Genomic DNA, 22,507 nt, shown 5'->3' on the forward strand with positions numbered 1-22,507 from the left:
GCAGTAGTAATCATGTTGATAGCACTTTCTGGCTGTGTAAATAGCGAATGGTTTCCTAAGGGGGGCAGCCCTGAATTGGCCTATAAATGCCAGATAAATCCGTACGATGCTGATTGTTTTCAGCCGCCTCCGGTTTTCCAAGGACCTAAGTAATCAAGGTTTTTATCATAATTAGCGTGTGTCGAGATTCTACTGGAGATGTCACTGATTATTAACGTGGCCTTCTTTTTTGGAAGACGCCCTGGGGTGAATCCAAAGCGCGCCCAGCATAGATTCGCCGTGCGTTGATCGTAAATGACTAGATTTCCGTCAGCTTGCAACACCAATCGAAATCGTCAATTTCCGGACATAAGTTACTATCCTGCCGACATCATTTGATTGGGGGAGCGCCTGCGAGCTACTTGCTTGAAAGTGGGTGTATGTAATGGCCATGTTTTTTCATTGTTCAATGAGCTGTTGAACCCACGTTGAACCAAGTTCAACTACGGAAATGGCGATACATATGTATCGCTTTAATAAAAAAACCGTTGAAGGTTACGTGAAGCAGACAAGGAAGCGGCAGCCATCAGGTGTCTGGATCGGGGAGGGCGGAGCCTGCCAGGACGGCACCGGTCAAAAATGTTGAACCGGAGAGCAGTGGGGCCACTGACACCAAGACTCAGCAACGTTCAGGCGAAAAAACGCGGCTCAAGGGCCGCGTTTTTTTTGCCTGGAGAAAAACCTGGACCAGAATCGAATAAACCTTTTGATACAGGTGTTCTCCGGTTTGTATTCACTTTTTCTCACAATTTCGCGTTTAATCTTTCCTTAACTCGCAGGCTTCAGACTCTTGATCGCATTTTTCGATATTTCAAAGCAAATTTTTCCGCTTTAATTCGATAGATAACTCGATAGTCTTGGGCCAGCACTTACAGGATCTAGGCAATGCAGCTACGTAACTCTACCTCCCGCTATGGCTGGGTCAGTATCGTCATTCACTGGGTTGTGGCACTGGCGGTCTTCGGTCTGTTCGCGCTTGGGCTGTGGATGGTCGGGCTCGACTACTACAGCACCTGGCGCAAAGACGCGCCGGACCTGCACAAGAGTATCGGCCTGGTGTTGCTGGGTGTGATGCTGCTGCGGGTGCTGTGGCGCTTCATCAGCCCACCGCCGCCAACCCTGGCCAGCTACAGCCGCATGACGCGCTTGGGCGCCCATTTCGGCCATGGCTTTCTGTACCTCAGTCTGTTCGCTGTGATGATTGCCGGTTACCTGATTTCCACCGCCGAAGGTGTCGGTATCCCGGTGTTTGGCTTGTTTGAAGTCCCTGCGCTGGTATCCGGACTGCCGGACCAGGCAGATACCGCTGGCGTGATTCACCTCTACCTGGCGTGGGTGCTGGTAATTTTTTCCGGCCTCCATGCGTTGGCAGCATTGAAGCACCACTTTATCGACCGTGATGTGACCCTCAAGCGAATGCTGGGTCGCAAAGCCTGAAGTTCAACCTCGACTCCAAAGGAAAACAAAGCATGTTGAAAAAGACTCTGGCCGCTCTGGCAATCAGTTCCGCCCTGTTGTCCGCCGGTAACGCCATGGCCGTTGACTACGTGGTCGACAAAGAAGGCCAGCACGCCTTCGTTGACTTCAAGATCAGCCACCTGGGCTACAGCTTCATCACCGGTACTTTCAAGGACATCGACGGCAAGTTCAGCTTCGACGCTGCCAAGCCTGAAGACAGCAAGATCGAGTTCAACGTGAACACCGCCAGCGTTTTCACCAACAACGCCGAGCGTGACAAGCACATCTCCAGCAAAGACTTCCTGAACGGCAGCAAAGCCACGTTCGTTTCCACCAGCGTCAAACCCACCGGCAAAAACGCCGCTGGCAAGGACACTGCCGATGTAGCTGGCGACCTGACTATCCTCGGTGTAACCAAACCAATCGTGGTCAAGGCTACTTTCCTGGGTGAAGGCAAGGATCCATGGGGCGGCTACCGTGCAGGCTTCGAGGGTACTTTCAGCCTCAAGCGTTCCGACTTCGGCAAGCAGAAAGACCTGGGCCCATCGTCCGATGCGGTTGAGATGTACGTGACCTTTGAAGGTGTAAAAGCGAAGTAATGCTGAGACTGTAGGAGCGAGCCTGCTCGCGATAGACCTGAGAACGCCGCGGAGCATCAGGCTTCCAGGGTTATCGTTGACGACCATCGCGAGCAAGCTCGCTCCCACAGGTTTTTGCACTGATCAAAAAAATGCCCCGGCTCTTTCGAACCGGGGCATTTTTCATTGCAGCGATAACTCAGCGATTGCGGGTCAGCAGCGCTGGTTTCTCACCACGAGGACGGCTTGGCAGTTGATCCAGCTGCTCAGGTGTCGGGAAGCGATCCGCCTTCGACTCCTTGTGCATGATCTTCGGCGCCGGGCCACGCGGGTTCTGCACGGCAGGTTCCGAACGTGGCTGGTCGTCACGGGCCGGACGGCGATTGCGCGAATCTTCGCGACGGGCCTGGCCGTCGCGCGGTGCGCCACTGCGAGGGCCGTTACGCTTGGCTGGCGGAGTGCCGGTGCTGGCGCCATCGCTGTTGCGGGGACCGTTCTGGCGACCTTGTGGCTTGCCGGAGCGTGGAGCACCCGAACCTGCCGCGGTGCCTTGTGCCGGAGCACCCGGGCGACGGCCACGGCCTTGCGCGGGCTTCTGTTGCGGCACGTAGTCGACGCGGTTGCCGAAGTTATCGATATCGTCGTCCAGGAACTCGTCCGGGGCGCGGTCAGCGGCGGCACGAGGAGGCTGCGACGGACGCTGTTCGCGAGCCGGAGTGCCTTCACGTGGTTTCTGCTGACGGGCAGGGCGCTCGCCGCGTTCGCCGGCCGGTTTTTCCTTGCCCTTGTCCTTGCCTTTGTCCTTGCGACCACCGCCGCCACCGCTGCCGTTCGGACCGTCGCCGCGCGGGCCACGTGGATTGCGCGGGTTGCGCATGTCCGGACGCTCGCGCACTTCAGGCTTTTCCGCCTCGATGGTGCTTGCATCGAAGCCCATCAGGTCGCCGTCGGCGATTTTCTGCTTGGTCATGCGTTCGATGCTTTTCAGCAGTTTTTCTTCGTCCGGGGCTACCAGCGAAATCGCCTCGCCCGAACGACCGGCACGGCCGGTACGACCGATACGGTGCACGTAGTCTTCATCGACATTCGGCAGTTCGAAGTTGACCACATGTGGCAACTGGTCGATGTCCAGGCCGCGGGCGGCGATATCGGTGGCCACCAGGATGCGCACAGTGCCGGCCTTGAAGTCGGCCAGGGCTTTGGTGCGGGCGTTCTGGCTCTTGTTGCCGTGGATCGCGACGGCGCTCAGGCCGTGCTTGTCCAGGTACTCGGCCAGGCGGTTGGCGCCGTGCTTGGTGCGGGTGAACACCAGTACCTGTTCCCAGGCGCCAGCGGTGATCAGGTGGGCCAGCAAGGCGCGCTTGTGGCTGGCCGGCAGGCGGAATACGCGCTGTTCGATACGCTCGACCGTGGTGTTTGGCGGCGTGACTTCGATGCGTTCCGGGTTGTGCAGCAGCTTGCCGGCGAGGTCGGTGATGTCCTTGGAGAAGGTCGCCGAGAACAGCAGGTTCTGGCGTTTGGCCGGCAGACGGGCCAGGACCTTTTTCACGTCATGGACGAAGCCCATGTCGAGCATGCGGTCGGCTTCGTCCAGCACGAGGATTTCCACGTGGGACAGATCGACGCTGCCTTGGCCGGCCAGGTCGAGCAGGCGGCCAGGGCAGGCCACCAGCACGTCTACGCCGCGGGACATGGCCTGAACCTGCGGGTTCATGCCGACACCGCCGAAGATGCAGGCGCTGACGAACTTCAAGTCACGGGCATAGACCTTGAAGCTTTCATGCACTTGCGCGGCGAGTTCGCGAGTCGGGGTCAGGACCAGTACGCGCGGTTGGCGCGGGCCGTGACGTTGGGACTTGTCCGGATGACCGTTGGGGAACAACCGCTCCAGGATCGGAAGGGCGAAACCGCCGGTTTTACCAGTACCTGTCTGTGCCGCGACCATCAGGTCGCGACCTTGCAACACGGCGGGAATGGCCCGCTGTTGCACCGGAGTAGGCTCGGTATAGCCCGCCGCCTCGATGGCGCGGACTAAAGCCTCGGAGAGACCGAGGGAAGCAAAGGACATGAGTAATCCTGTTCTAGTTAGGGCTTGGCCCAATGGGAGTCTTGCCTGGCGCGAATGGCGTTTAAGAGGACGCAATCCCGTCCGGTCCTGCTGGGTTTCGAAGGCTCGTCTGCAAGCGCTCGCGCGGGCTGAAAGCTGCGCAGTAGCGGGGTTGAGATGCCTTTAACGATTCCGAGCGTCCGGGCGTGAGCCTGGCGGGAAGGCCGGAGTATAACAGAGCTATCACTGCGCGCCGCTTTCCTGCTGCTCAACGGTTTTTTCCGTGGCGGCCGTGGCCTTTTCAGACTTCACGCTGGCTGCCGGTTCCGCGCCGTAGCGGGCGCTCAGTTCAGCGTAGGCGGGCTCGCGCTTGAAGCGCTTGAGTTCGGCGCCGAAACGCTGCACCAGCAGATCCATGCCCGCATTGCGCCGCACCGCGAGAAACTGGCTTTGCTGGCTGATGACCGTGGGGTTTTCGGTGATCTTGTCGCGGATGCCCAGTTCGTCGAGCAAATGCTGGCCGACCCGGCGGTCGGTGATCAGCAGGTCAATTCGCCCGCGTACCAGTTTGCCGAAGTTGGCTTCATGGGTGGGGGCCGGCTCGCGGGTGAACAGCGTCGAATCGCTGAAGTCCTTGCTGTACAGGTAACCCGGCGAGGTGCCGATGGTCAGGCCGCGCAAGTCTTCGAGGCTGCGAAACGGGTGGGGCCGGTCATTGGCGTAGAACATCACGAACTGGACTTCCGAGAGCGGTTCGCTGGGGTAGAGCAGCGTCGCTTCGCGTTCGTCGCTGTGAAAGATGTCCAGGGCGCCGTCGGCCTGGCCTGTTTCAAGCATCGACAAGCAGCGTTTCCATGGCAGGAACTGCCACTCCACTTCGATGCCCAGGCGCTTGAAAACAATGGCGGTGGTTTCGTAGTCCAGGCCCAGGGATTTGCCGTTGTCTTCGTACACATAGGGCGCCCAAGGCTCCGTGACAATGCGCAGCTTCTCGCCCCGGGCGGCGAAGCTCAGGCAAGTGAAGACAAGCACGGCGATTAACTGCGTGATCAAAGGCATAGGCTGAGATTACGACGAGAAACCGGAAAGAGCCAGAAACTGACCGCAGATGCTCTAACTCCGTGGATTGGCGCACATTAATAGTGCGTTGAAAGCAAAAGATCGCAGCCTGCGACAGCGCCTACGGGATTTGACATTCCGTTGTAGGCGCTGCCGCAGGCTGCGATCTTTTAATCGTGCTTCAACGACTTTTTAACGCGGCAACTTCAGGTTGTTCCACACCGCCAGGCTCGCTTCAGCCTGGTTCAGCGTGTAGAAGTGCAGCCCTGGAGCGCCACCCTGCAGCAGTTGTTCGCACATCTCGGTGATGACCTGTTCGCCAAAGCGCTGAATGCTCTGGGTGTCGTCGCCATAGGCTTCCAGTTGCTTGCGGATCCAGCGTGGGATTTCCGCACCGCAGGCATCGGAGAAGCGCGCCAGCTTGCTGTAGTTGGTGATCGGCATGATGCCCGGCACGATCGGGATGTTCACGCCCAGCGCCCGCACGCGTTCGACGAAGTAGAAATAGCAGTCGGCGTTGAAGAAGTACTGGGTGATCGCGCTGTCGGCGCCAGCGTTGGCCTTGCGCACGAAGTTGGCCACATCGTCTTCGAAATTGCGCGCTTGCGGATGCATTTCCGGGTAAGCGGCGACTTCGATGTGGAAATGATCACCGGTTTCTTCACGAATGAATTCAACCAGGTCATTGGCGTGGCGCAACTCACCGCTGGCCATGCCCATGCCCGAAGGCAGGTCACCGCGCAGGGCGACGATACGCTTGATGCCGGCAGCCTTGTACTGGGCCAGCAGGCCGCGCAGGTCGTCCTTGCTATCGCCCACGCAGGACAGGTGCGGAGCGGCAGGGATTTTGACTTCGCTTTCGAGCTGCAGCACGGTGTTCAGCGTGCGATCGCGGGTCGAACCGCCGGCGCCGTAGGTGCAGGAGAAGAAATCGGGGTTGTAGATGGCCAGCTGGCGAGCAGTGGCGAGCAGCTTTTCATGCCCAGCATCGGTCTTCGTAGGGAAGAACTCGAAGCTGTAGCGACGATCTTGGGACATGGTCATATCCTTGGAAACTCATAAGGCGGACGCTGGCCCCCTGTAGGAGCGAGCTTGCTCGCGAAAAACATCAAGGCAACGCGTTCATCCAGACAGCACGCGTTATCGTTGACGTCCATCGCGAGCGAGCTCGCTCCTACACAGGAAAAGCCGGTCTATCAGTAGCGGTAGGCGTGCGGCTTGAACGGACCTTCAACGGTTACGCCGATGTAGTCGGCCTGGGTCTTGGTCAGTTGAGTCACTACGCCGCCGAAGCCACGGACCATTTCCAGGGCCACTTCTTCGTCGAGTTTCTTCGGCAGTACTTCAACGGTCAGGCGCTCGGCTTTCTGGGCTGGCGACAGGTCGGCGTACTTCTGGCCGAACAGGAAGATCTGGGCCAGAACCTGGTTGGCGAACGAACCGTCCATGATGCGGCTCGGGTGGCCGGTGGCGTTACCCAGGTTAACCAGACGGCCTTCGGCCAGCAGGATCAGGTAGTCGTCGTTCTGTGGGTCGAAATCGCCAGCGCCGGTACGGTGGATCTTGTGAACCTGCGGCTTCACTTCTTCCCATGCCCAGTTCTTGCGCATGAAAGCGGTGTCGATTTCGTTGTCGAAGTGGCCGATGTTGCAGACAACGGCACGCTTCTTCAGGGCCTTGAGCATGTTCGAGTCGCAAACATTGACGTTACCGGTGGTGGTCACGATCAGGTCGATCTTGCCCAGCAATGCCTTGTCGATGCTTGCTTCAGTTCCGTTGTTGATACCGTCGATGAACGGCGAAACCACTTCGAAACCGTCCATGCAGGCTTGCATGGCGCAGATCGGGTCGACTTCGGAAACCTTGACGATCATGCCTTCCTGACGCAGGGACTGGGCCGAACCCTTGCCCACGTCGCCGTAGCCGATGACCAGCGCTTGCTTGCCGGACAGCAGGTGGTCGGTGCCGCGCTTGATCGCATCGTTCAGGCTGTGACGGCAGCCGTACTTGTTGTCGTTCTTGCTCTTGGTCACCGAGTCGTTGACGTTGATGGCCGGGATTTTCAGCTCGCCCTTGGCCAGCATGTCCAGCAGGCGGTGAACGCCGGTGGTGGTTTCTTCGGTCACGCCGTGGACGCGGTCCAGAACCTGTGGGTACTTCTTGTGCAGCAGCTCGGTCAGGTCACCGCCGTCGTCGAGGATCATGTTGGCATCCCAAGGCGCGCCATCTTTGAGGATGGTCTGCTCCAGGCACCACTCGTACTCTTGTTCGGTTTCACCTTTCCAGGCGAAAACCGGGATGCCGGCAGCGGCGATGGCAGCAGCAGCCTGGTCCTGAGTCGAGAAAATGTTGCAGGACGACCAGCGTACTTCGGCACCCAGGGCAACCAGGGTTTCGATCAGCACGGCAGTCTGAATGGTCATGTGGATGCAGCCGAGGATCTTCGCGCCCTTGAGCGGTTGCTCGGCGGAATACTTGTTGCGCAGACCCATCAGGGCTGGCATTTCGGATTCGGCGATGATGGTTTCGCGACGGCCCCAGGCAGCCAGGGACATGTCGGCAACTTTGTAATCGTTAAAATCTGCAGGCGTGATAACAGCGCTCATGAAGAGCCTCCATTCGTAATGTATGCGAATGGGCGCCGTTGTGCGTTTAGTGTCCAGCCAGTGAAGGCCAGGCAACGCCCCATCCGAGCCTGACAGGTCAAACCTGCTGCAGCGCCCCTCGGACAGGTGGCGGGAAACGGTAGCAATTGAAGATGACCGTTTTGAAACGGTGGCGATTATAGCGGGCTATGCCGATCTTCCAAAGCGTTTCTGTCGGTCAATGTCCGAACGGTAATCGAGACCATAGACGATGCTCAATAGAGCTCTAGGTCGGGCTCTGCCATGATGGTCGGCATCATTCGGCAAGACGCTCAGGAGTGAACATGAATTTCCACACCCGCAAATGGGTAAAACCCGAAGACCTCAACCCTAACGGCACGCTGTTCGGCGGTAGCCTGCTGCGCTGGATCGACGAAGAGGCGGCGATCTACGCCATCGTTCAGTTGGGCAACCAGCGTGTGGTCACCAAGTACATTTCAGAAATCAATTTCGTCAGCGCCTCGCGCCAGGGCGACATCATCGAACTGGGCATCACGGCGACCGAGTTCGGCCGCACTTCGATCACCCTGACGTGCGAGGTGCGCAACAAGATCACCCGCAAGAGCATCCTCACCGTTGAAAAAATGGTGTTCGTGAACCTCGGTGAAGACGGCTTGCCGGCGCCTCACGGCCGGACCGAGATCAAGTACGTCAAGGACCAGTTCAAGGACGACGCCAGCGTGTAGGAGCGAGCCTGCTCGCGATGGTCGTTAACGATAACACTGGGTACCTGACACCCAGTGGTGCTCTCAAGTCCATCGCGAGCAGGCTCGCTCCTACAGAACGGAATCCCTGCTGCACAGGTCATAGCTGAATAGCCCGCCACCGGTTGCGCATCCCATGAACTCGGCACAAGACGGCAAGACCCCGAACCTTTCGGCGCAAGAAGAGCACGAAGTCGAAAAGAGCCAGCCACCCCGTGCCGCGGTGCTGCACGAGATCATCCGTACCCAGGGCGACCAGGAACTGGAGCGCAGCATTGCCGCGTTGTGGTGGTCGGCGCTCGCGGCGGGGTTGACCATGGGGCTGTCGCTGATGGGCATGGGCTTGCTCAATTCACGTCTTCCGGATGGCGAAGGATTCAAGGTGATCGCGAGTTTCGGTTATTGCGCCGGTTTCCTCGCGGTGATCCTCGCTCGTCAGCAACTGTTCACCGAAAACACCCTGACTGCCGTGTTGCCGGTAATGACCAAACCGACGCTGGCCAACTTCGGCCGGCTGCTACGGCTGTGGACGGTGGTGCTGGTCGGCAACCTCTGTGGCACCTTGCTGGTGGCATACGTGATGCTGGAACTGCCGATTTTCGACAGCAAGACCGATGTCGCCTTCCTCGATATCGGCCGCAAGGTCATGGAAAACCACGCCAGCCAGATGTTCGCCAAGGGCATCATTTCCGGATGGATGATCGCCACCATGGTCTGGATGATCCCGTCCATGGAGAGCGCAAAGATGTGGATCATCATCCTCATCACCTACCTCATGGCGCTGGGGGATTTCACCCACATCGTGGTCGGTTCGCTGGAGGTTTCGTATCTGGTATTTGCCGGCGAGTTGCCGTGGAGTGATTTCTGGCTGGTGTTCGCCGGGCCGACGCTGGCGGGGAACATCATCGGTGGCAGTTTTATTTTCGCGCTGATCAGCCATGCGCAGATTCGCAGCGAAAGCGGGCCGCCGAAAAAATCTACGGATCAGAGCGAAGCGCCCGATCCGCAGAAAATCAAAAAACCATCAAGCTGATCCTCAGCCCACCGCTTCAAGTGCAGCCGCACCGCGACGCTGGCGATAGATGAAAAACAGTGCGGTCAGCACGGTCAGTCCGCTGACCAGTGCACCGGTCCAGGGCAAGTCCGCCAGATCGGCACCGCTGGCCACAACCAGCCCGCCAATCCATGCCCCGGCGGCGTTGCCGAGGTTGAAGGCGCTCTGGTTCAAGGTCGAACCCAGGTTTGGTGCCTCAAAGGCCTGATCGATGATCAGCAGTTGCAGGATCGGGCACAAGGCAAAGGCAAACGTCCCCCACAACACCAGTGTGATGGCCGCCGGGATGACCGAGTGACTGGTTTGCGTGAATGCCGCCAGTACCACCAGCACCGCCAGCGCCATGCCCACCAGCGAAGGCAGCAAGCGGCTGTCCGCCAGACGACCACCGAGCATGCTGCCGGCGGTCAAGCCCACACCGAACAACAGCAGCATGATGGTGACGCCGTGGGGGCTGACACCGGTGATGTCCTGCAGGATCGGCGCAATGTAAGTGAACACACTGAACAGGCTGGTCGAGGCCAGTACACTCATGCCCAGGGCCAGCAGTACGTTGGCCTTGCCCAGTACCTTGAACTCGCTGGCCAGGTTGGCTTTATCCATCGCGATGTTTTTCGGCAGCCAGACCCATTGCGCAATCGCCGCCAGCACCCCGATCACCGACACAGCCCAGAAGGTCGAGCGCCAGCCTGCGTATTGCCCGAGTGCGGTACCCAGTGGCACGCCGAGCACGTTGGCCAGGGTCAGGCCGGTGAACATCATGGCAATCGCCTGAGCCCTTTTGTTGGGGGCCACCAGCCCGGCGGCCACCACCGAACCAATGCCGAAAAATGCGCCGTGGCACAGTGCCGTGATCACGCGCGCGGCCATCAGCGTGGCGTAGTTTGGCGCCAGCGCGCAGAGCATGTTGCCGAGGATGAACATCAGCGTCATGCCCAACAACGTGGCCTTGCGCGGCATGTTGGCGGTGCCGACCGCGAGGATCGGTGCACCGAACACCACGCCCAGGGCGTAGCCGGTGATCAGTAATCCGGCGTCGGGAATGCTCACGCCGAGGTCGCGGGCGACATCGGGCAAAAGACCCATGATGACGAATTCGGTGGTGCCGATGCCGAAGGCGGCAACGGCGAGGGCAAGCAAAGCGAGTGGCATGCGCAAGGTCTCTGTCGGTAGTCTTGACGCTGTGATCAGGCATACGCAGGCCGACGACCGTTCTCGACGAGAGCGGGCCGGGCAGGATTTTTATTGGAATTAGTTTGTGCGCAACTGAGTGCGGCGTGGTCGCTTGCAGTATAAACAGACAGTGAAATATGGCGAATCAATTCTCTACCCGGCCCCTGTAGGAGCGAGCTCGCTCGCGATGAACGTGAACGAAGACGTGTATTCACCGGTTGGCTGCGGTGCCCTCACATTTTTCGCGAGCAAGCTCGCTCCTACGGGGATCGTGGAGACAACAAAAGGAGTAGGCCGTGCTTGCGACGGCGTTGGTGTTGGTGGCGGCGCTGTTGCATGCGGCGTGGAATACCCTGATCAAGTTCAGTGCGGAGCGGTTGTTGGTAGTGGCCTGCATGGACAGCGTGGCGCTGCTCTTTGTCGTGCTGATGCTGCCGTTCCTGAACGTGCCGCCACTGGAGATCTGGCCGTGGATCCTGGCGTCGGCGGCGTTCGAGTTGCTCTATCGCTATTTGCTGATCCAGGCCTATCGGGTCGGCGACCTCGGGCTGGTCTATCCATTGATGCGCGGCCTGTCACCGTTGGTGGTGCTGGCGCTGACGCTGATCTTTGCCGGGGAAGTGCTGACCCATCAGCAGATTTTCGGAATCCTGTTGATCCCGTTCGGCATGCTGTGCCTGCTCTGGCAGGGCGGCGGTGGTGCGCGTTTGCCCTGGTCGATGTTGCCGGTGGTGGCGCTGATCGGCCTGTGCATCGGTTGCTACACCTACATTGACGGGCAGGCATTGCGGCGCTGGTCCCATCCACTGGACTATCTGGTCTGGGTCACCTTGCTCAGTGCCTGGCCGTTTCCGCTGTTGGCGTTGGTGCGCAAACGACCCGCGTTCATGTTGTTCTGGCGCGAGCAGTGGCGACTGGGCCTGGCCGTCGGGTTCTGCGTGTTGTTCAGCTACGCTCTGGTGCTGTGGGCGATGCAGCTGGGCTCGATTGCAGAAGCGGCGGCGTTGCGCGAGATCAGCGTAATTCTGGTAGTGCTGTTTGGCATGCGTTACCTGAAAGAGCCTTTTGGCGGGCCGCGCCTCTTGGCCTGTGGGCTGGTGCTGATCGGTATATTGGTCATGAAATTTTGACTGTTCTGAAACGTGAAGAAGGGACTGCTTTATGACGGTTGCTCTGTGGTGCATTTTGATCGCGATTTTCCTGCCGTATGTGTGTGTGGGCGTGGCCAAGATCAGTGGCGGGTTCAGGTTGAGAGACAACCATGATCCCCGGGACTTTCTCGATTCGCTGGAAGGCTTGGGCAGGCGCGCGAATGCGGCGCAACTGAACAGTTTTGAAGTGACCCCGGCGTTCGCTGCGGCGGTGATCGTGGCGCATCTGGCCGGTAATGCCGAACTGGTGACGATCAATGTGCTGGCCGTGCTGTTCATTACCAGCCGGCTGCTCTACATCATTTGCTATCTGGCGGACTGGGCGACGCTGCGGTCGTTGATGTGGTTCGTGGGGATGGGGTTGATCGTGAGTTTCTTTGTGGTGTCAGCCTGACAGATCTTCAGGGTTTTTGCCGGCCTCATCGCGAGCAAGCTCGCTCCCACAGGAGTGTGCGTTCCAGTGTAGGAGCGGGCCTGCTCGCGAAAGCTATCTAACGGTCAACACTCGCCTCAGGGCTTGGTCTTCTCGGCATCCGCCACCTGCGGCACTTGCGGCAACGTCGCGCCTTTGGGCCAGAGCATCCAGATCTGCCCCTGCTGTTTCATGTCCCCGGCCAGTTGCCCGGCCGCATCCCCGGTGCCCCAGAACAGATCCGCCCGAACCTCGCCGGCAATGGCGCCGCCGGTGTCCTGTGCTGCCACGGGGCGAACCAGGGCCGTGCCGTCCGGTCTGGTGGTGGACAGCCACAACAGGCTGCCCAGCGGAATCACCTTGCGATCCACTGCGGCGCTGTAACCGGCGGTCAACGGTACGTTCAGCGAGCCGCGCGGACCTTCGTTGCTGTCCGGGTTGCGGGTGAAGAACACATAGCTGGGGTTGCTGCCGAGCAGTTCGGGAATCCGCGATGGATTGGCCTTGGCCCAGCTGCTGATGGCGCCCATGGTCACGTCTTCTTTTTTCAGTTCGCCCTGTTCCACCAGCCAGCGGCCGATCGGTCGATACGGGTGGCCGTTCTGATCGGCGTAGGCAATGCGCAACTGGCGACCATTGTCGAGCTGGATACGACCCGAACCCTGGATTTGCAGGAACTGCAGGTTCATCGGATCGGTCAGCCAGGCCACGACCGGCGCATTGACCCCTTTGCTTTCGATGGCTGCCGCATCGTCGTATGGCTTGAGCACGCGACCTTCGAGTCGACCGCGCAGGCGCTTGCCCTTGAGTTCCGGGTAAATGCTGTCGAGGGCGACGATGATCATGTCCTCGGGGACGCCATAGACCGGGACATTGGCAGCGCTGGTCTGGGTCAGGCTCCCGGGATAGACCGGTTCGTAGTAGCCGGTGATCAGGCCGTTGGGGTTGTCGTTGGCGGCGCGCAGGCCATAGACATCGAGGTTCTGTTTGAGAAAACCGCGAATGTCGCTGGCGGTTTGCGGCACGTTGACAGCCGCTGCGCAGGTGCCACCCCAGACCGGATCGGCCTTGAGTCGGGTACAGGCGCTGCGCCAGGAACCGAAACCGGCGACCAGGTCGCTGTCGGACACTGCCGGCAGCGCTTCCCATGTGGCGCTGGAGTAGGTGGCCAGGGCGTGGGTTTTCGGTTGTTGGTTGTCGCCACCGGTGCAGCCTGCGAGCAGGGCCACCATCGGCAGGGTCCAGGCCAGGCTGTGACGCCATGCCTTGAAACGGCTGTTCATGGAGTGGTTCCTTTGCCGGTTGCCTGAGCGCTCCATGCACTCAAGCAACCCTTATTGATAATAGGGCTATTGGTCTTTGCCGATGACGCGAGGATACTGGCCGCCGTTTCCCGTGACCTGAAGCCACCATGACTCTTAAAAGACTTTCTGTTGTATTGCTGGCCTGCCTGACGCTGTCCGCTTGTGGCGGTATCGACCCCAACTCGCCGCTCGGCCAGCGCAAGGCCATTTTCAAGCAGATGCTCAAGACTGGCGAAGACCTGGGCGGTATGTTGCGTGGGCGCATTGCCTTCGATGGCCCGAAGTTCGCCGAAGGTGCGGTGAAACTCGATGCGTTGTCCCGTGAGCCGTGGCAGCATTTTCCGCAAGTGCGCGAGGAGGATCACACCAGCGCCAAGAGCGATGTCTGGGAGCAACAGACACGCTTTCAGGCAATGGCCCGCGACCTTGAAAGCGCCACCGGTGAATTGGTGATCGCCAGCCAGGTCCAACCCTACAAGGCCAGCAACCTGGGGCCGGCGGTACAGAAAGTCGAAGATGCTTGCAGTGCTTGTCATAAGGCGTTTCGGGATCATTGATTCGGCGCTACGCATGACCTGTGGCGAGGGGGCTTGCCCCCGTTCGACGGCGTAGCCGTCGTTTGTTTGAACTGTCAGGTATATCTGACTGAGTTCGGTTCAGCGATTTTGGGACTGCTTCGCAGTCCAACGGGGGCAAGCCCCCTCGCCACAAAAAAACTGCTGCGTTACTTATCCAACTCATCGAGTGCGTTCTGCAATTCCTTGCGGGCATCGGCGAGTTTTTCTTTGCGCTTGTTGATCTTGTCGGGATCGCCTTTGCTCATGGCCTTGTCGAGGTCTGCCTGACGCTTGCTGACTTCGTGCTTGGCGTCGAGCACCTTGTTTTCCCGTTCCTTCTTCAGCGAGGCGTCGGTGCAGTTCGCTTCGACTTCGCTCAAGGCCTTTTCCAGGCCTGCCTGCTGGTCGGCGTTGCCGCGGACCTTGGCCAATTCGATCTGGTTGACGATGCCTTGCTTCTTGGCGGCGCAACCGGTCAGCCCCGGCGCTTCCTCGTCCGCCATCAACGGGGTGGCCAGCACGCTGCAAAGGGTCAACAGGGCGAGCGGTGAAAGAAATTTCATAAAAGCTCCATGTAGGAAAGCAAGCAGACCACTGTGGCAATGGCTGTTGGAGCCCAGCGGTCCCTTGTGGTTCCCGCTGGGCGCAGGGCCGACAACTAAAAGCCGTCAATCCCCGCATCACGTAACGTTTCACTCAAGCCCAGTACCTGCGGATCGCGGAAAAAAGCGCTCAGTTGCGCCGCGCGCCCTGGCCCGATATCGGCCTCGGCCCGCCATTGTTCGATGTCTCGCTGCGCCAGTACCAGCCATGAATCGCCGAGATGCGCCTGACCTGTCGGCGGCAATCCCAAGGCTTTCAGCCAGTGCGCGAACGGGCGTTGCCGGGCTCGGTTGAAGCTGTCTGCAAGACGAGCCGCGCTGCGCTCGCCGAAACCGTCAATGGTAGCAAGCTCTTGGGCATCGAGGGTCAACCAATCCAACAGACCGTTCAGCCGACCTGTTGCAAGAAGTTTTTCCCAGGTGCCCGGACCCACATTGGGCAGCGCCAGGCCTTGTTTGCTGCTGAGCCAGGTCAGGCGCGCAAGAAACTGGCTCTCACAGCCCGGAGTCGGTTGCCAGCAACTCAATGAATGAAAGTCCTCTGCCCGCGGCGCGTTCAATTCGGCGCGTTCGCTGCTGCGCAATACAACCCTATCGAGCCTGGGAATGGTCAGCCCGGCCAGGCTGATGGCGACCTGGTCACCCGGGCGGATGTCCAGCGTCTGCCAGCGTTGCAACGAACCGACGCTGACGTGCTTGATCTGCCGGTCATCGAGCTTTACCGGGGTCAGTTCAAGAACCGGAGTGATCCGCCCGGTCCGGCCGATTTTGAAGTGAACCTGGCGGACTTCGGCCAGTGTCTGGGCGAAGGGGTATTTCCAGGCGATGGCCCAGTAGGGTGACCTGGCCTGCCAGCGTTCGGCGGCTGGGCGCTGATTCTGGCGCAGGACGATGCCGTCGCTGGCAAAGGGCAAGGGGGAACGATACCAGTGCTCGCGCCAGCGTTCGGCATCAATGACGGAGGCGATGGGCTGGCTGTATGCAGTGGTACTCGGGAAGCCCAGCGCAGTCAGCACCGCGGCACGCTCGGGTACGCTCGCCGGTCCTTGGGGCCAGTCCCAGACAAACAGGTCGATGCCGGCGGCCTGTTCGGCGCTCAAGACCTTGCGTGCCATCAGACCGGCCACCGAGCCACGAGCATTGAGGCTACCGGCTCGGGCCTGCACATGATCGGTCAGGCGCCAATACAGTTCGCCTTGCACGATCAAGTCCCGGGCATGCGATAGCTGTTGTGGGATGGCCGGAATCTGCCGCGCAGGAACCGTCCAGTCCTGGCCGCTTTCGCCGTCGCCGCGGCTGATTGCCTGGGCCAACAGGCCGCTGCGGTAAACCAGGGTCACCGCCACGCCATCGATTTTAGGCTGGACCCAGACATCCACCCGGTCACGCAGCCATTTTTCCACGGCGGGCTGATCGTGCAGTTTGTCCAGACCCGTGTGGGCGATGGGGTGGGGCAGTGTGCCGCGCGCAGTGCGCAAGGGGTCTGCGGGCGGGCTCAGGTTAAAGCAGTGGCGCCATTGGGTGAGTCGCGCACGGGACTGGTCGTAGAGTTCATCGGCGACCAGTGAGCGTCCCTGGCGGTGATAGCTGTCGTCCCAGAGGTCGATTTGTTGTTGCAGTTTGCCGACTTCGTTCCGGGCGAGTTCGGCTGGCCATTCCGGGCACTCGGCGGCGCTGGCGGTCAGGTAGGCGAAGGTCAGTAGAGCGGCGAAAAACAGGCGCAGGTCGGGAAGCATCTTGAGCGTCCTTGCTCGGTGAGGTGCGTGAAGGCTAGGTCAGTATCAGTTGGCGCAGCGAGGGGGTGTTTTGCCGGGTATTTCTGGTGGTTGTGCTGGCCTCATCGCGAGCAAGCTCGCTCCCACAGGGAATTGCGTTTGCCCACGGGTCTTTGTCACACCAAAGATCAACTCTGGGAGCGAGCCTGCTCGCGAAGGCGGCCACGCGGTTTCAAGCACAAGGCAATAAAAAGCCCCGCAGGGCGCGAACCGTGCGGGGCTTCGGGTGTTGCGGGGGAACCTTACAGGCCGGCAGCAGAACGCAGGGCGTCGGCGCGGTCGGTTTTTTCCCAAGTGAACGTGGTGAAGGTGTCGTCACCAACGGTCTTGGTCGCCGGGGTGCGACCGAAGTGGCCGTACGCAGCGGTTTCCTGATACATCGGGTGCAGCAGGTCGAGCATGGTGGTGATCGCGTATGGACGCAGGTCGAACACTTCGCGGACCAGTTTGACGATCTTGTCATCGCTGATCTTGCCGGTGCCGAAGGTGTTCAGCGAGATCGAAGTCGGCTGGGCAACACCGATGGCGTAGGACACCTGAATCTCGCAACGCTCGGCCAGGCCGGCGGCAACGATGTTCTTGGCCACGTAACGACCGGCGTAGGCCGCCGAACGGTCAACCTTCGATGGATCTTTACCGGAGAACGCGCCACCGCCGTGACGGGCCATGCCGCCGTAGCTGTCGACGATGATCTTGCGACCGGTCAGACCGCAGTCACCCACTGGGCCGCCGATGATGAACTGGCCGGTCGGGTTGATGTGGAACTGGGTGTCCTTGCTCAGCAGTTCGGCAGGCAGCACGTGCTTGACGATCAGCTCCATCACGCCTTCGCGCAGGTCGTTGTACGACACTTCCGGGTTGTGCTGGGTCGACAGAACGACGGCGTCGATACCGACAACCTTGCCGTTTTCGTAACGGCAGGTCACTTGCGACTTGGCGTCCGGGCGCAGCCAAGGCAGCAGGCCTGATTTACGGGCTTCAGCCTGGCGCTGCACCAGTTGGTGCGAGAAGGTGATCGGTGCAGGCATCAGCACGTCGGTTTCATTGCTGGCGTAGCCGAACATCAGGCCCTGGTCGCCGGCGCCCTGATCTTCAGGCTTTGCACGGTCGACACCCTGGTTGATGTCAGGGGACTGCTTGCCGATGATGTTCATCACGCCGCAGGTCGCGCCGTCGAAGCCGACGTCGGAGCTGGTGTAGCCGATGTTGGTGATCACGTCACGAACGATCTGCTCCAGATCAACCCAGGCGGAAGTGGTGACTTCGCCGGCGATGATCGCCACGCCCGTTTTCACCAGAGTCTCGCACGCCACACGGGCGAACTTGTCTTCAGCAATGATGGCGTCCAGCACCGCATCAGAAATCTGGTCGGCGATTTTGTCCGGATGCCCTTCAGACACGGACTCGGAGGTGAAAAGGGAGTATTCGCTCATCTCGATGTTTTCCTGAAATTACCGATGGTGAGTGTCGCCAGCCGGTCGCTGAAAATGGCGGACCTGGATCTGGAAACCATTACGTAAGCCTACATAGAGGCTTTCCCCGGGAACGAGTCCCGCAGCGGTGGCCCAACGGGCCAGATCGTCCTGTTCAAACCCCAGCCAGAGATCACCGCAGGCCTCCTTGGCCCAACTCTGGTTGTGGCTACATAACTCTGTCACTAACAGGCTACCGCCTGGTTGCAGCAAATGGGCCATGTGCTTGAGCGCATCGGCCGGTGCGGCAAAATGGTGCAGCACCATGTTCAGTACCACGCAATCGGCCTTGAGGCTGACGCCGTTCAATGCATCGGCCAGTTGCAGGCTAACGTTAGTCAGCTTGTCGCGTTCGCAGACCTGGCGCGCCAGTTCGAGCATCGCGCTACTGTTATCCAGCGCCGTGACTTGCGCGAAGCGGCGCGCCAGGTCCGGCAGGAATGCGCCATCGCCGGGGCCGACTTCAATGGCCGTGGCGTCTTTGTCGAAGCTCAGCTTGTCGAGCAGGGCCACCACGCTTTCGCGGTATTGCGGCAGACCGGCGATCAAGTCTTGCTGGGCGCGAAACTTCTCCGCAACCCTTGAGAAAAAATCCTGGCTGGCCGCCGCACGTTGCCCATGGACCTGGGTGATGCGCGACTGTACGTCGGTCGGCAGCGTCAGGTTGTCCACTTCTTCGAGCAATGCTGCGTGCAGTTTGCCGCCCAGCAGTTCGGTGTGGGGCAGCGCGCGACGGTAGAAAATCGCGTTGCCTTCGCGGCGCGTTGCCACCAGGTCGGCCTGTGCCAGTACCTTGAGGTGGTGGCTCATGCCTGACTGGCCGATGCCGAAGATCTGCGCCAGTTCCAGTACGCCGAACGAGTCATTGGCCAGTGCGCGCAAGACATTCAACCGCAGGGGATCGCCGCCAGCCTTGCACAAGGCCGCCAGCTCATCGCAATCGTCATGTTGAATGGAGGGCACGCGTAAATTCATAAGGCCGGCAGTCTAGTCACGGGTCGAAGGTATCGCAAGAGCAATATCAAAAAGTTTTGATATTGCTCGATAGATGGCACTTCTCGACGTTAGCTTTTGTCAACAATCGGACGGCGGAAAGGTTTCACCAGGCGAATACGTCGTTATCCATTGGAAAAACGCCTTCAGATGACTATCTGTCATTGCCCCGAGGCGGCCCGGTGAGGGAAAATGCTCGCCTTTTTTCCGTTTCGTTTTAATCAAGCCCCCAGGAGAACAGCGATGCCTAGCCGTCGTGAGCGTGCCAACGCCATTCGTGCCCTCAGCATGGATGCCGTGCAAAAAGCCAACAGCGGCCATCCCGGTGCCCCTATGGGTATGGCAGATATCGCCGAAGTACTTTGGCGCGACTACCTCAAGCACAACCCGAGCAATCCATCGTTTGCCGACCGTGACCGCTTCGTGCTGTCCAACGGCCACGGCTCGATGCTGATCTACTCACTGTTGCACCTGACCGGCTACGACCTGTCGATCGATGACCTCAAGCAGTTCCGTCAACTGCACAGCCGCACCCCGGGCCACCCGGAACTCGGCTACACCCCGGGTGTAGAAACCACCACCGGTCCACTGGGCCAGGGCCTGGCCAACGCCGTGGGTTTTGCCCTGGCTGAAAAAGTCATGGCGGCGCAGTTCAACCGTCCTGGCCACAACATCGTCGATCACCACACCTATGTGTTCCTGGGTGATGGCTGCATGATGGAAGGCATTTCCCACGAAGTCGCTTCCCTGGCCGGTACCCTGGGCCTGGGCAAGCTGATCGCCTTCTACGATGACAACGGCATCTCCATCGATGGCGAAGTCGAAGGCTGGTTCACCGACGACACCCCGAAGCGTTTTGAGTCCTACAACTGGCAAGTGATCCGCAATGTCGACGGTCACGACCCGGAAGAGATCAAGACGGCGATCGACACTGCACGTAAAAGCGAGCAGCCAACCCTGATCTGCTGCAAGACCACCATCGGTTTCGGTTCTCCGAACAAGCAAGGCAAGGAAGATTGCCACGGCGCCCCGCTGGGTGACGCGGAAATCGCCCTGACCCGTGCGGCGCTGAAATGGAATCACGGCCCGTTCGAAATCCCGGCCGATATCTATGCCGAGTGGGACGCCAAGGAAGCCGGTCGCGCTGTTGAAGCCGAGTGGGACCAGCGTTTCTCTGCTTACTCCGCCGCGTTCCCGACTGAAGCCAACGAACTGGTGCGTCGTCTGAGCGGTGACCTGCCAGCTGACTTCAGCGAAAAAGCCTCGGCCTATATCGCCGAAGTGGCGGCCAAGGGCGAAACCATCGCCAGCCGTAAAGCCAGCCAGAACGCGCTGAATGCGTTCGGCCCGTTGCTGCCTGAGTTCCTCGGCGGTTCGGCTGACCTGGCCGGTTCCAACCTGACCCTGTGGAAAGGTTGCAAAGGTGTTACCGCCGAAGATGCCAGCGGCAACTACATGTACTACGGCGTGCGTGAATTCGGCATGACGGCGATCATGAACGGCGTGGCGCTGCACGGCGGCCTGGTGCCATACGGCGCGACCTTCCTGATGTTCATGGAATACGCGCGTAACGCGGTGCGCATGTCGGCCCTGATGAAACAGCGGGTGATCCACGTCTACACCCACGACTCCATCGGTCTGGGCGAAGACGGTCCGACTCACCAGCCAATCGAGCAACTGGCCAGCCTGCGCTGCACGCCGAACCTCGATACCTGGCGCCCAGCCGACGCCGTTGAATCGGCGGTGAGCTGGAAGTGCGCATTGGAGCGCAAGGACGGTCCTTCGGCCCTGATCTTCTCGCGTCAGAACCTGCAACACCAAACCCGCAATGCGATCCAGATCGAAGAGATCGCGCGTGGCGGTTACGTGTTGAAGGACTGCGCAGGCGAGCCTGAGCTGATCCTGATCGCCACCGGCTCGGAAGTCGGCCTGGCCGTTCAGGCCTTCGACAAACTGACCGAGCAGGGCCGCAAGGTGCGTGTGGTTTCCATGCCGTGCACCAGCGTGTTCGATGCCCAGGACGCCGGCTACAAGCAATCGGTCCTGCCGTTGCAGGTCAGCGCCCGTATCGCCATCGAAGCTTCCCACGCGGACTACTGGTACAAGTACGTGGGCCTGGAAGGCCGCGTGATCGGCATGACCACCTACGGCGAGTCGGCGCCTGCGCCGGCCTTGTTCGAAGAGTTCGGCTTCACCCTGGAAAACATCCTGGGTCAGGCTGAAGAGCTGCTGGAAGACTAAGCACAACGCGGTGGTTTCTGACCACCGCGAACCCCCTGTAGGAGCGAGCTCGCTCGCGATGGTCATTAAGGATAACGCTGGATGCCTGAATGCCCGCGTTGTCTGGGCCACCATCGCGAGCAAGCTCGCTCCTACAAGGGTTGTGTTGTTAACGAGAATTCGTTTGCCTGCGTCTATCGAGAACCCCATGCCTCAACCGCGTCCCTACAAAGTTGCACTCAACGGCTACGGCCGGATTGGTCGTTGCGTCTTGCGTGCGTTGTTCGAGCGAGGCGAAAAGGCCGGGTTCGAGATTGTCGCGATCAACGATCTGGCGGACATGGCCAGTATCGAATACCTGACACGCTTTGACTCCACCCATGGCCGGTTCCCCGGCGAAGTGAAGGTCGAGGGCGATTGTCTGCATATTAATGGCGACTGCGTGAAGGTCCTGCGCAGTGCCACCCCCGAAGGCATCGATTGGGCGTCCCTGGGCGTCGATCTGGTGCTGGAGTGCTCCGGCGCTTATCACACTCGCGAAGACGGCCAGCGTTTCCTCGACGCCGGCGCCCCGCGTGTGTTGTTTTCCCAGCCGATGGCCAGCGAGACGGACGTTGACGCGACCATCGTCTACGGCGTGAACCAGGACTGCCTGACCGGCGACGAATTGCTGGTGTCCAACGCGTCCTGCACCACCAACTGCGGCGTGCCGCTGTTGCGCCTGCTGAATCAGGCCATTGGTCTGGACTACGTGTCGATCACCACCATTCACTCGGCGATGAACGATCAGCCGGTCATCGATGCCTATCACCACGAAGACCTGCGCCGTACCCGTTCGGCGTTCCAGTCGGTGATTCCGGTGTCCACCGGTCTGGCACGAGGTATCGAACGCCTGCTGCCGGAACTTGCCGGACGAATTCAGGCCAAAGCCGTGCGGGTGCCGACGGTCAACGTGTCCTGCCTCGATATCACGATGCAGACCGCCACCGCGACCGACGCCACCGAGGTAAACCGGATCCTGCGCGAAGCCGCCACCAGCGGCCCGCTCAAAGGCCTGCTGGCCTACACCGAGCTACCCCACGCAAGCTGTGATTTCAACCATGACCCACATTCGGCGATCGTCGATGCCAGTCAGACCCGCGTTTCCGGCCCTCGGCTGGTGAACATCCTGGCCTGGTTCGACAATGAATGGGGTTTTGCCAACCGAATGCTGGACGTTGCAGAACACTATCTGCAAACAGCAACTTCAAAAAAACCGTAGGAA

Annotated in this window: 19 protein-coding genes and 1 riboswitch; of the genes, 9 read left to right on the forward strand and 10 right to left on the reverse strand. The window is 60.0% G+C overall.

Going from position 1 to position 22,507, the window contains the following annotated elements:
* Positions 1-924: 924 nt before the first annotated feature.
* Positions 925-1,476 carry a cytochrome b gene (locus AC1RP7_RS05625; RefSeq protein WP_057712948.1) on the forward strand — a complete coding sequence of 184 codons (552 nt, stop codon included), beginning with the start codon at positions 925-927 and terminating at the stop codon, positions 1,474-1,476.
* Positions 1,477-1,508: 32 nt separating this feature from the next.
* Positions 1,509-2,096 carry a YceI family protein gene (locus AC1RP7_RS05630; protein WP_493181352.1) on the forward strand — a complete coding sequence of 196 codons (588 nt, stop codon included), beginning with the start codon at positions 1,509-1,511 and terminating at the stop codon, positions 2,094-2,096.
* A 178-nt stretch (positions 2,097-2,274) separates the two neighbouring features.
* On the opposite strand, the gene rhlE2 is transcribed toward AC1RP7_RS05630, so the two are convergent.
* The 4 genes from rhlE2 to ahcY form a co-directional block, all read right to left on the reverse strand.
* Entirely contained in the window at positions 2,275-4,143 is a 1,869-nt protein-coding gene (rhlE2, locus tag AC1RP7_RS05635) for an RNA helicase RhlE2 (RefSeq protein ID WP_090451898.1), read from the reverse strand.
* A 222-nt stretch (positions 4,144-4,365) separates the two neighbouring features.
* Complete coding sequence (locus tag AC1RP7_RS05640; RefSeq protein ID WP_218494713.1) at positions 4,366-5,181, reverse strand: substrate-binding periplasmic protein; 816 nt, start codon at positions 5,179-5,181, stop codon at positions 4,366-4,368.
* 192 nt (positions 5,182-5,373) lie between these two features.
* Positions 5,374-6,219: a methylenetetrahydrofolate reductase [NAD(P)H] gene (metF, locus tag AC1RP7_RS05645; RefSeq protein WP_150815197.1), complete on the reverse strand. Its 846-nt coding sequence runs from the start codon at positions 6,217-6,219 to the stop codon at positions 5,374-5,376.
* Positions 6,220-6,377: 158 nt separating this feature from the next.
* Positions 6,378-7,787: an adenosylhomocysteinase gene (ahcY, locus tag AC1RP7_RS05650; RefSeq protein WP_090451894.1), complete on the reverse strand. Its 1,410-nt coding sequence runs from the start codon at positions 7,785-7,787 to the stop codon at positions 6,378-6,380.
* 23 nt (positions 7,788-7,810) lie between these two features.
* A riboswitch (S-adenosyl-L-homocysteine riboswitch) is annotated at positions 7,811-7,913 on the reverse strand.
* Between the two features lie 197 nt (positions 7,914-8,110).
* Here ahcY and AC1RP7_RS05655 point away from each other — a divergent pair.
* On the forward strand, positions 8,111-8,512 hold the full coding sequence (locus AC1RP7_RS05655) for an acyl-CoA thioesterase (protein WP_008019918.1): 402 nt from the start codon (positions 8,111-8,113) through the stop codon (positions 8,510-8,512).
* Between the two features lie 154 nt (positions 8,513-8,666).
* Entirely contained in the window at positions 8,667-9,563 is an 897-nt protein-coding gene (locus tag AC1RP7_RS05660) for a formate/nitrite transporter family protein (RefSeq protein WP_057712954.1), read from the forward strand.
* 3 nt (positions 9,564-9,566) lie between these two features.
* Here AC1RP7_RS05660 and AC1RP7_RS05665 read toward each other — a convergent pair whose 3' ends face one another.
* Entirely contained in the window at positions 9,567-10,736 is a 1,170-nt protein-coding gene (locus AC1RP7_RS05665; protein WP_493181351.1) for an MFS transporter, read from the reverse strand.
* A gap of 317 nt (positions 10,737-11,053) precedes the next feature.
* On the opposite strand from AC1RP7_RS05665, the gene AC1RP7_RS05670 reads away from it, so the two are divergent.
* Both AC1RP7_RS05670 and AC1RP7_RS05675 read left to right on the forward strand, forming a co-directional pair.
* Positions 11,054-11,887 carry an EamA family transporter gene (locus AC1RP7_RS05670; protein ID WP_340312883.1) on the forward strand — a complete coding sequence of 278 codons (834 nt, stop codon included), beginning with the start codon at positions 11,054-11,056 and terminating at the stop codon, positions 11,885-11,887.
* 31 nt (positions 11,888-11,918) lie between these two features.
* The gene (locus AC1RP7_RS05675; RefSeq protein ID WP_057712957.1) at positions 11,919-12,302 is read left to right on the forward strand and encodes an MAPEG family protein; all 384 of its coding nucleotides are present in this window, start codon (positions 11,919-11,921) and stop codon (positions 12,300-12,302) included.
* A gap of 116 nt (positions 12,303-12,418) precedes the next feature.
* On the opposite strand, the gene mltA is transcribed toward AC1RP7_RS05675, so the two are convergent.
* Positions 12,419-13,603, reverse strand: coding sequence for a murein transglycosylase A (gene mltA / locus AC1RP7_RS05680; RefSeq protein WP_493181350.1), 1,185 nt, complete (start codon positions 13,601-13,603; stop codon positions 12,419-12,421).
* A 128-nt stretch (positions 13,604-13,731) separates the two neighbouring features.
* On the opposite strand from mltA, the gene AC1RP7_RS05685 reads away from it, so the two are divergent.
* Positions 13,732-14,181 (forward strand): c-type cytochrome, encoded by a 450-nt coding sequence (locus AC1RP7_RS05685; RefSeq protein ID WP_057712959.1) that lies wholly within the window; start codon positions 13,732-13,734, stop codon positions 14,179-14,181.
* 167 nt (positions 14,182-14,348) lie between these two features.
* Here AC1RP7_RS05685 and AC1RP7_RS05690 read toward each other — a convergent pair whose 3' ends face one another.
* The 4 genes from AC1RP7_RS05690 to AC1RP7_RS05705 form a co-directional block, all read right to left on the reverse strand.
* The gene (locus AC1RP7_RS05690; protein WP_493181349.1) at positions 14,349-14,744 is read right to left on the reverse strand and encodes a DUF1090 domain-containing protein; all 396 of its coding nucleotides are present in this window, start codon (positions 14,742-14,744) and stop codon (positions 14,349-14,351) included.
* Between the two features lie 95 nt (positions 14,745-14,839).
* Complete coding sequence (gene ligB, locus AC1RP7_RS05695; RefSeq protein ID WP_493181348.1) at positions 14,840-16,519, reverse strand: NAD-dependent DNA ligase LigB; 1,680 nt, start codon at positions 16,517-16,519, stop codon at positions 14,840-14,842.
* Between the two features lie 281 nt (positions 16,520-16,800).
* A complete protein-coding gene (metK, locus tag AC1RP7_RS05700; RefSeq protein ID WP_008050251.1) occupies positions 16,801-17,991 on the reverse strand; it encodes a methionine adenosyltransferase in 1,191 nt (396 codons plus the stop codon).
* Positions 17,992-18,009: 18 nt separating this feature from the next.
* Positions 18,010-19,005 (reverse strand): ArsR/SmtB family transcription factor, encoded by a 996-nt coding sequence (locus AC1RP7_RS05705; protein ID WP_057712962.1) that lies wholly within the window; start codon positions 19,003-19,005, stop codon positions 18,010-18,012.
* Between the two features lie 261 nt (positions 19,006-19,266).
* Between AC1RP7_RS05705 and tkt the strand changes: the two genes are divergently transcribed.
* Both tkt and epd read left to right on the forward strand, forming a co-directional pair.
* Positions 19,267-21,264 carry a transketolase gene (gene tkt / locus AC1RP7_RS05710; protein WP_057712963.1) on the forward strand — a complete coding sequence of 666 codons (1,998 nt, stop codon included), beginning with the start codon at positions 19,267-19,269 and terminating at the stop codon, positions 21,262-21,264.
* Between the two features lie 187 nt (positions 21,265-21,451).
* Positions 21,452-22,504, forward strand: coding sequence for an erythrose-4-phosphate dehydrogenase (epd, locus tag AC1RP7_RS05715; protein WP_057716543.1), 1,053 nt, complete (start codon positions 21,452-21,454; stop codon positions 22,502-22,504).
* Positions 22,505-22,507: the final 3 nt, after the last annotated feature.

Source organism: Pseudomonas sp. GW822-FHT01E03 (assembly GCF_058802985.1).

Excerpts from the sequence above, each read along its gene's own strand:
- AC1RP7_RS05625 (WP_057712948.1), top strand. The coding sequence starts at position 925 with ATGCAGCTACGTAACTCTACCTCCCGCTATGGCTGGGTCAGTATCGTC.
- AC1RP7_RS05630 (WP_493181352.1), top strand. The coding sequence starts at position 1,509 with ATGTTGAAAAAGACTCTGGCCGCTCTGGCAATCAGTTCCGCCCTGTTG.
- rhlE2 (WP_090451898.1), bottom strand. The coding sequence starts at position 4,143 with ATGTCCTTTGCTTCCCTCGGTCTCTCCGAGGCTTTAGTCCGCGCCATC.
- AC1RP7_RS05640 (WP_218494713.1), bottom strand. The coding sequence starts at position 5,181 with ATGCCTTTGATCACGCAGTTAATCGCCGTGCTTGTCTTCACTTGCCTG.
- metF (WP_150815197.1), bottom strand. The coding sequence starts at position 6,219 with ATGTCCCAAGATCGTCGCTACAGCTTCGAGTTCTTCCCTACGAAGACC.
- ahcY (WP_090451894.1), bottom strand. The coding sequence starts at position 7,787 with ATGAGCGCTGTTATCACGCCTGCAGATTTTAACGATTACAAAGTTGCC.
- AC1RP7_RS05655 (WP_008019918.1), top strand. The coding sequence starts at position 8,111 with ATGAATTTCCACACCCGCAAATGGGTAAAACCCGAAGACCTCAACCCT.
- AC1RP7_RS05660 (WP_057712954.1), top strand. The coding sequence starts at position 8,667 with ATGAACTCGGCACAAGACGGCAAGACCCCGAACCTTTCGGCGCAAGAA.
- AC1RP7_RS05665 (WP_493181351.1), bottom strand. The coding sequence starts at position 10,736 with ATGCCACTCGCTTTGCTTGCCCTCGCCGTTGCCGCCTTCGGCATCGGC.
- AC1RP7_RS05675 (WP_057712957.1), top strand. The coding sequence starts at position 11,919 with ATGACGGTTGCTCTGTGGTGCATTTTGATCGCGATTTTCCTGCCGTAT.
- mltA (WP_493181350.1), bottom strand. The coding sequence starts at position 13,603 with ATGAACAGCCGTTTCAAGGCATGGCGTCACAGCCTGGCCTGGACCCTG.
- AC1RP7_RS05685 (WP_057712959.1), top strand. The coding sequence starts at position 13,732 with ATGACTCTTAAAAGACTTTCTGTTGTATTGCTGGCCTGCCTGACGCTG.
- AC1RP7_RS05690 (WP_493181349.1), bottom strand. The coding sequence starts at position 14,744 with ATGAAATTTCTTTCACCGCTCGCCCTGTTGACCCTTTGCAGCGTGCTG.
- ligB (WP_493181348.1), bottom strand. The coding sequence starts at position 16,519 with ATGCTTCCCGACCTGCGCCTGTTTTTCGCCGCTCTACTGACCTTCGCC.
- metK (WP_008050251.1), bottom strand. The coding sequence starts at position 17,991 with ATGAGCGAATACTCCCTTTTCACCTCCGAGTCCGTGTCTGAAGGGCAT.
- AC1RP7_RS05705 (WP_057712962.1), bottom strand. The coding sequence starts at position 19,005 with ATGAATTTACGCGTGCCCTCCATTCAACATGACGATTGCGATGAGCTG.
- tkt (WP_057712963.1), top strand. The coding sequence starts at position 19,267 with ATGCCTAGCCGTCGTGAGCGTGCCAACGCCATTCGTGCCCTCAGCATG.
- epd (WP_057716543.1), top strand. The coding sequence starts at position 21,452 with ATGCCTCAACCGCGTCCCTACAAAGTTGCACTCAACGGCTACGGCCGG.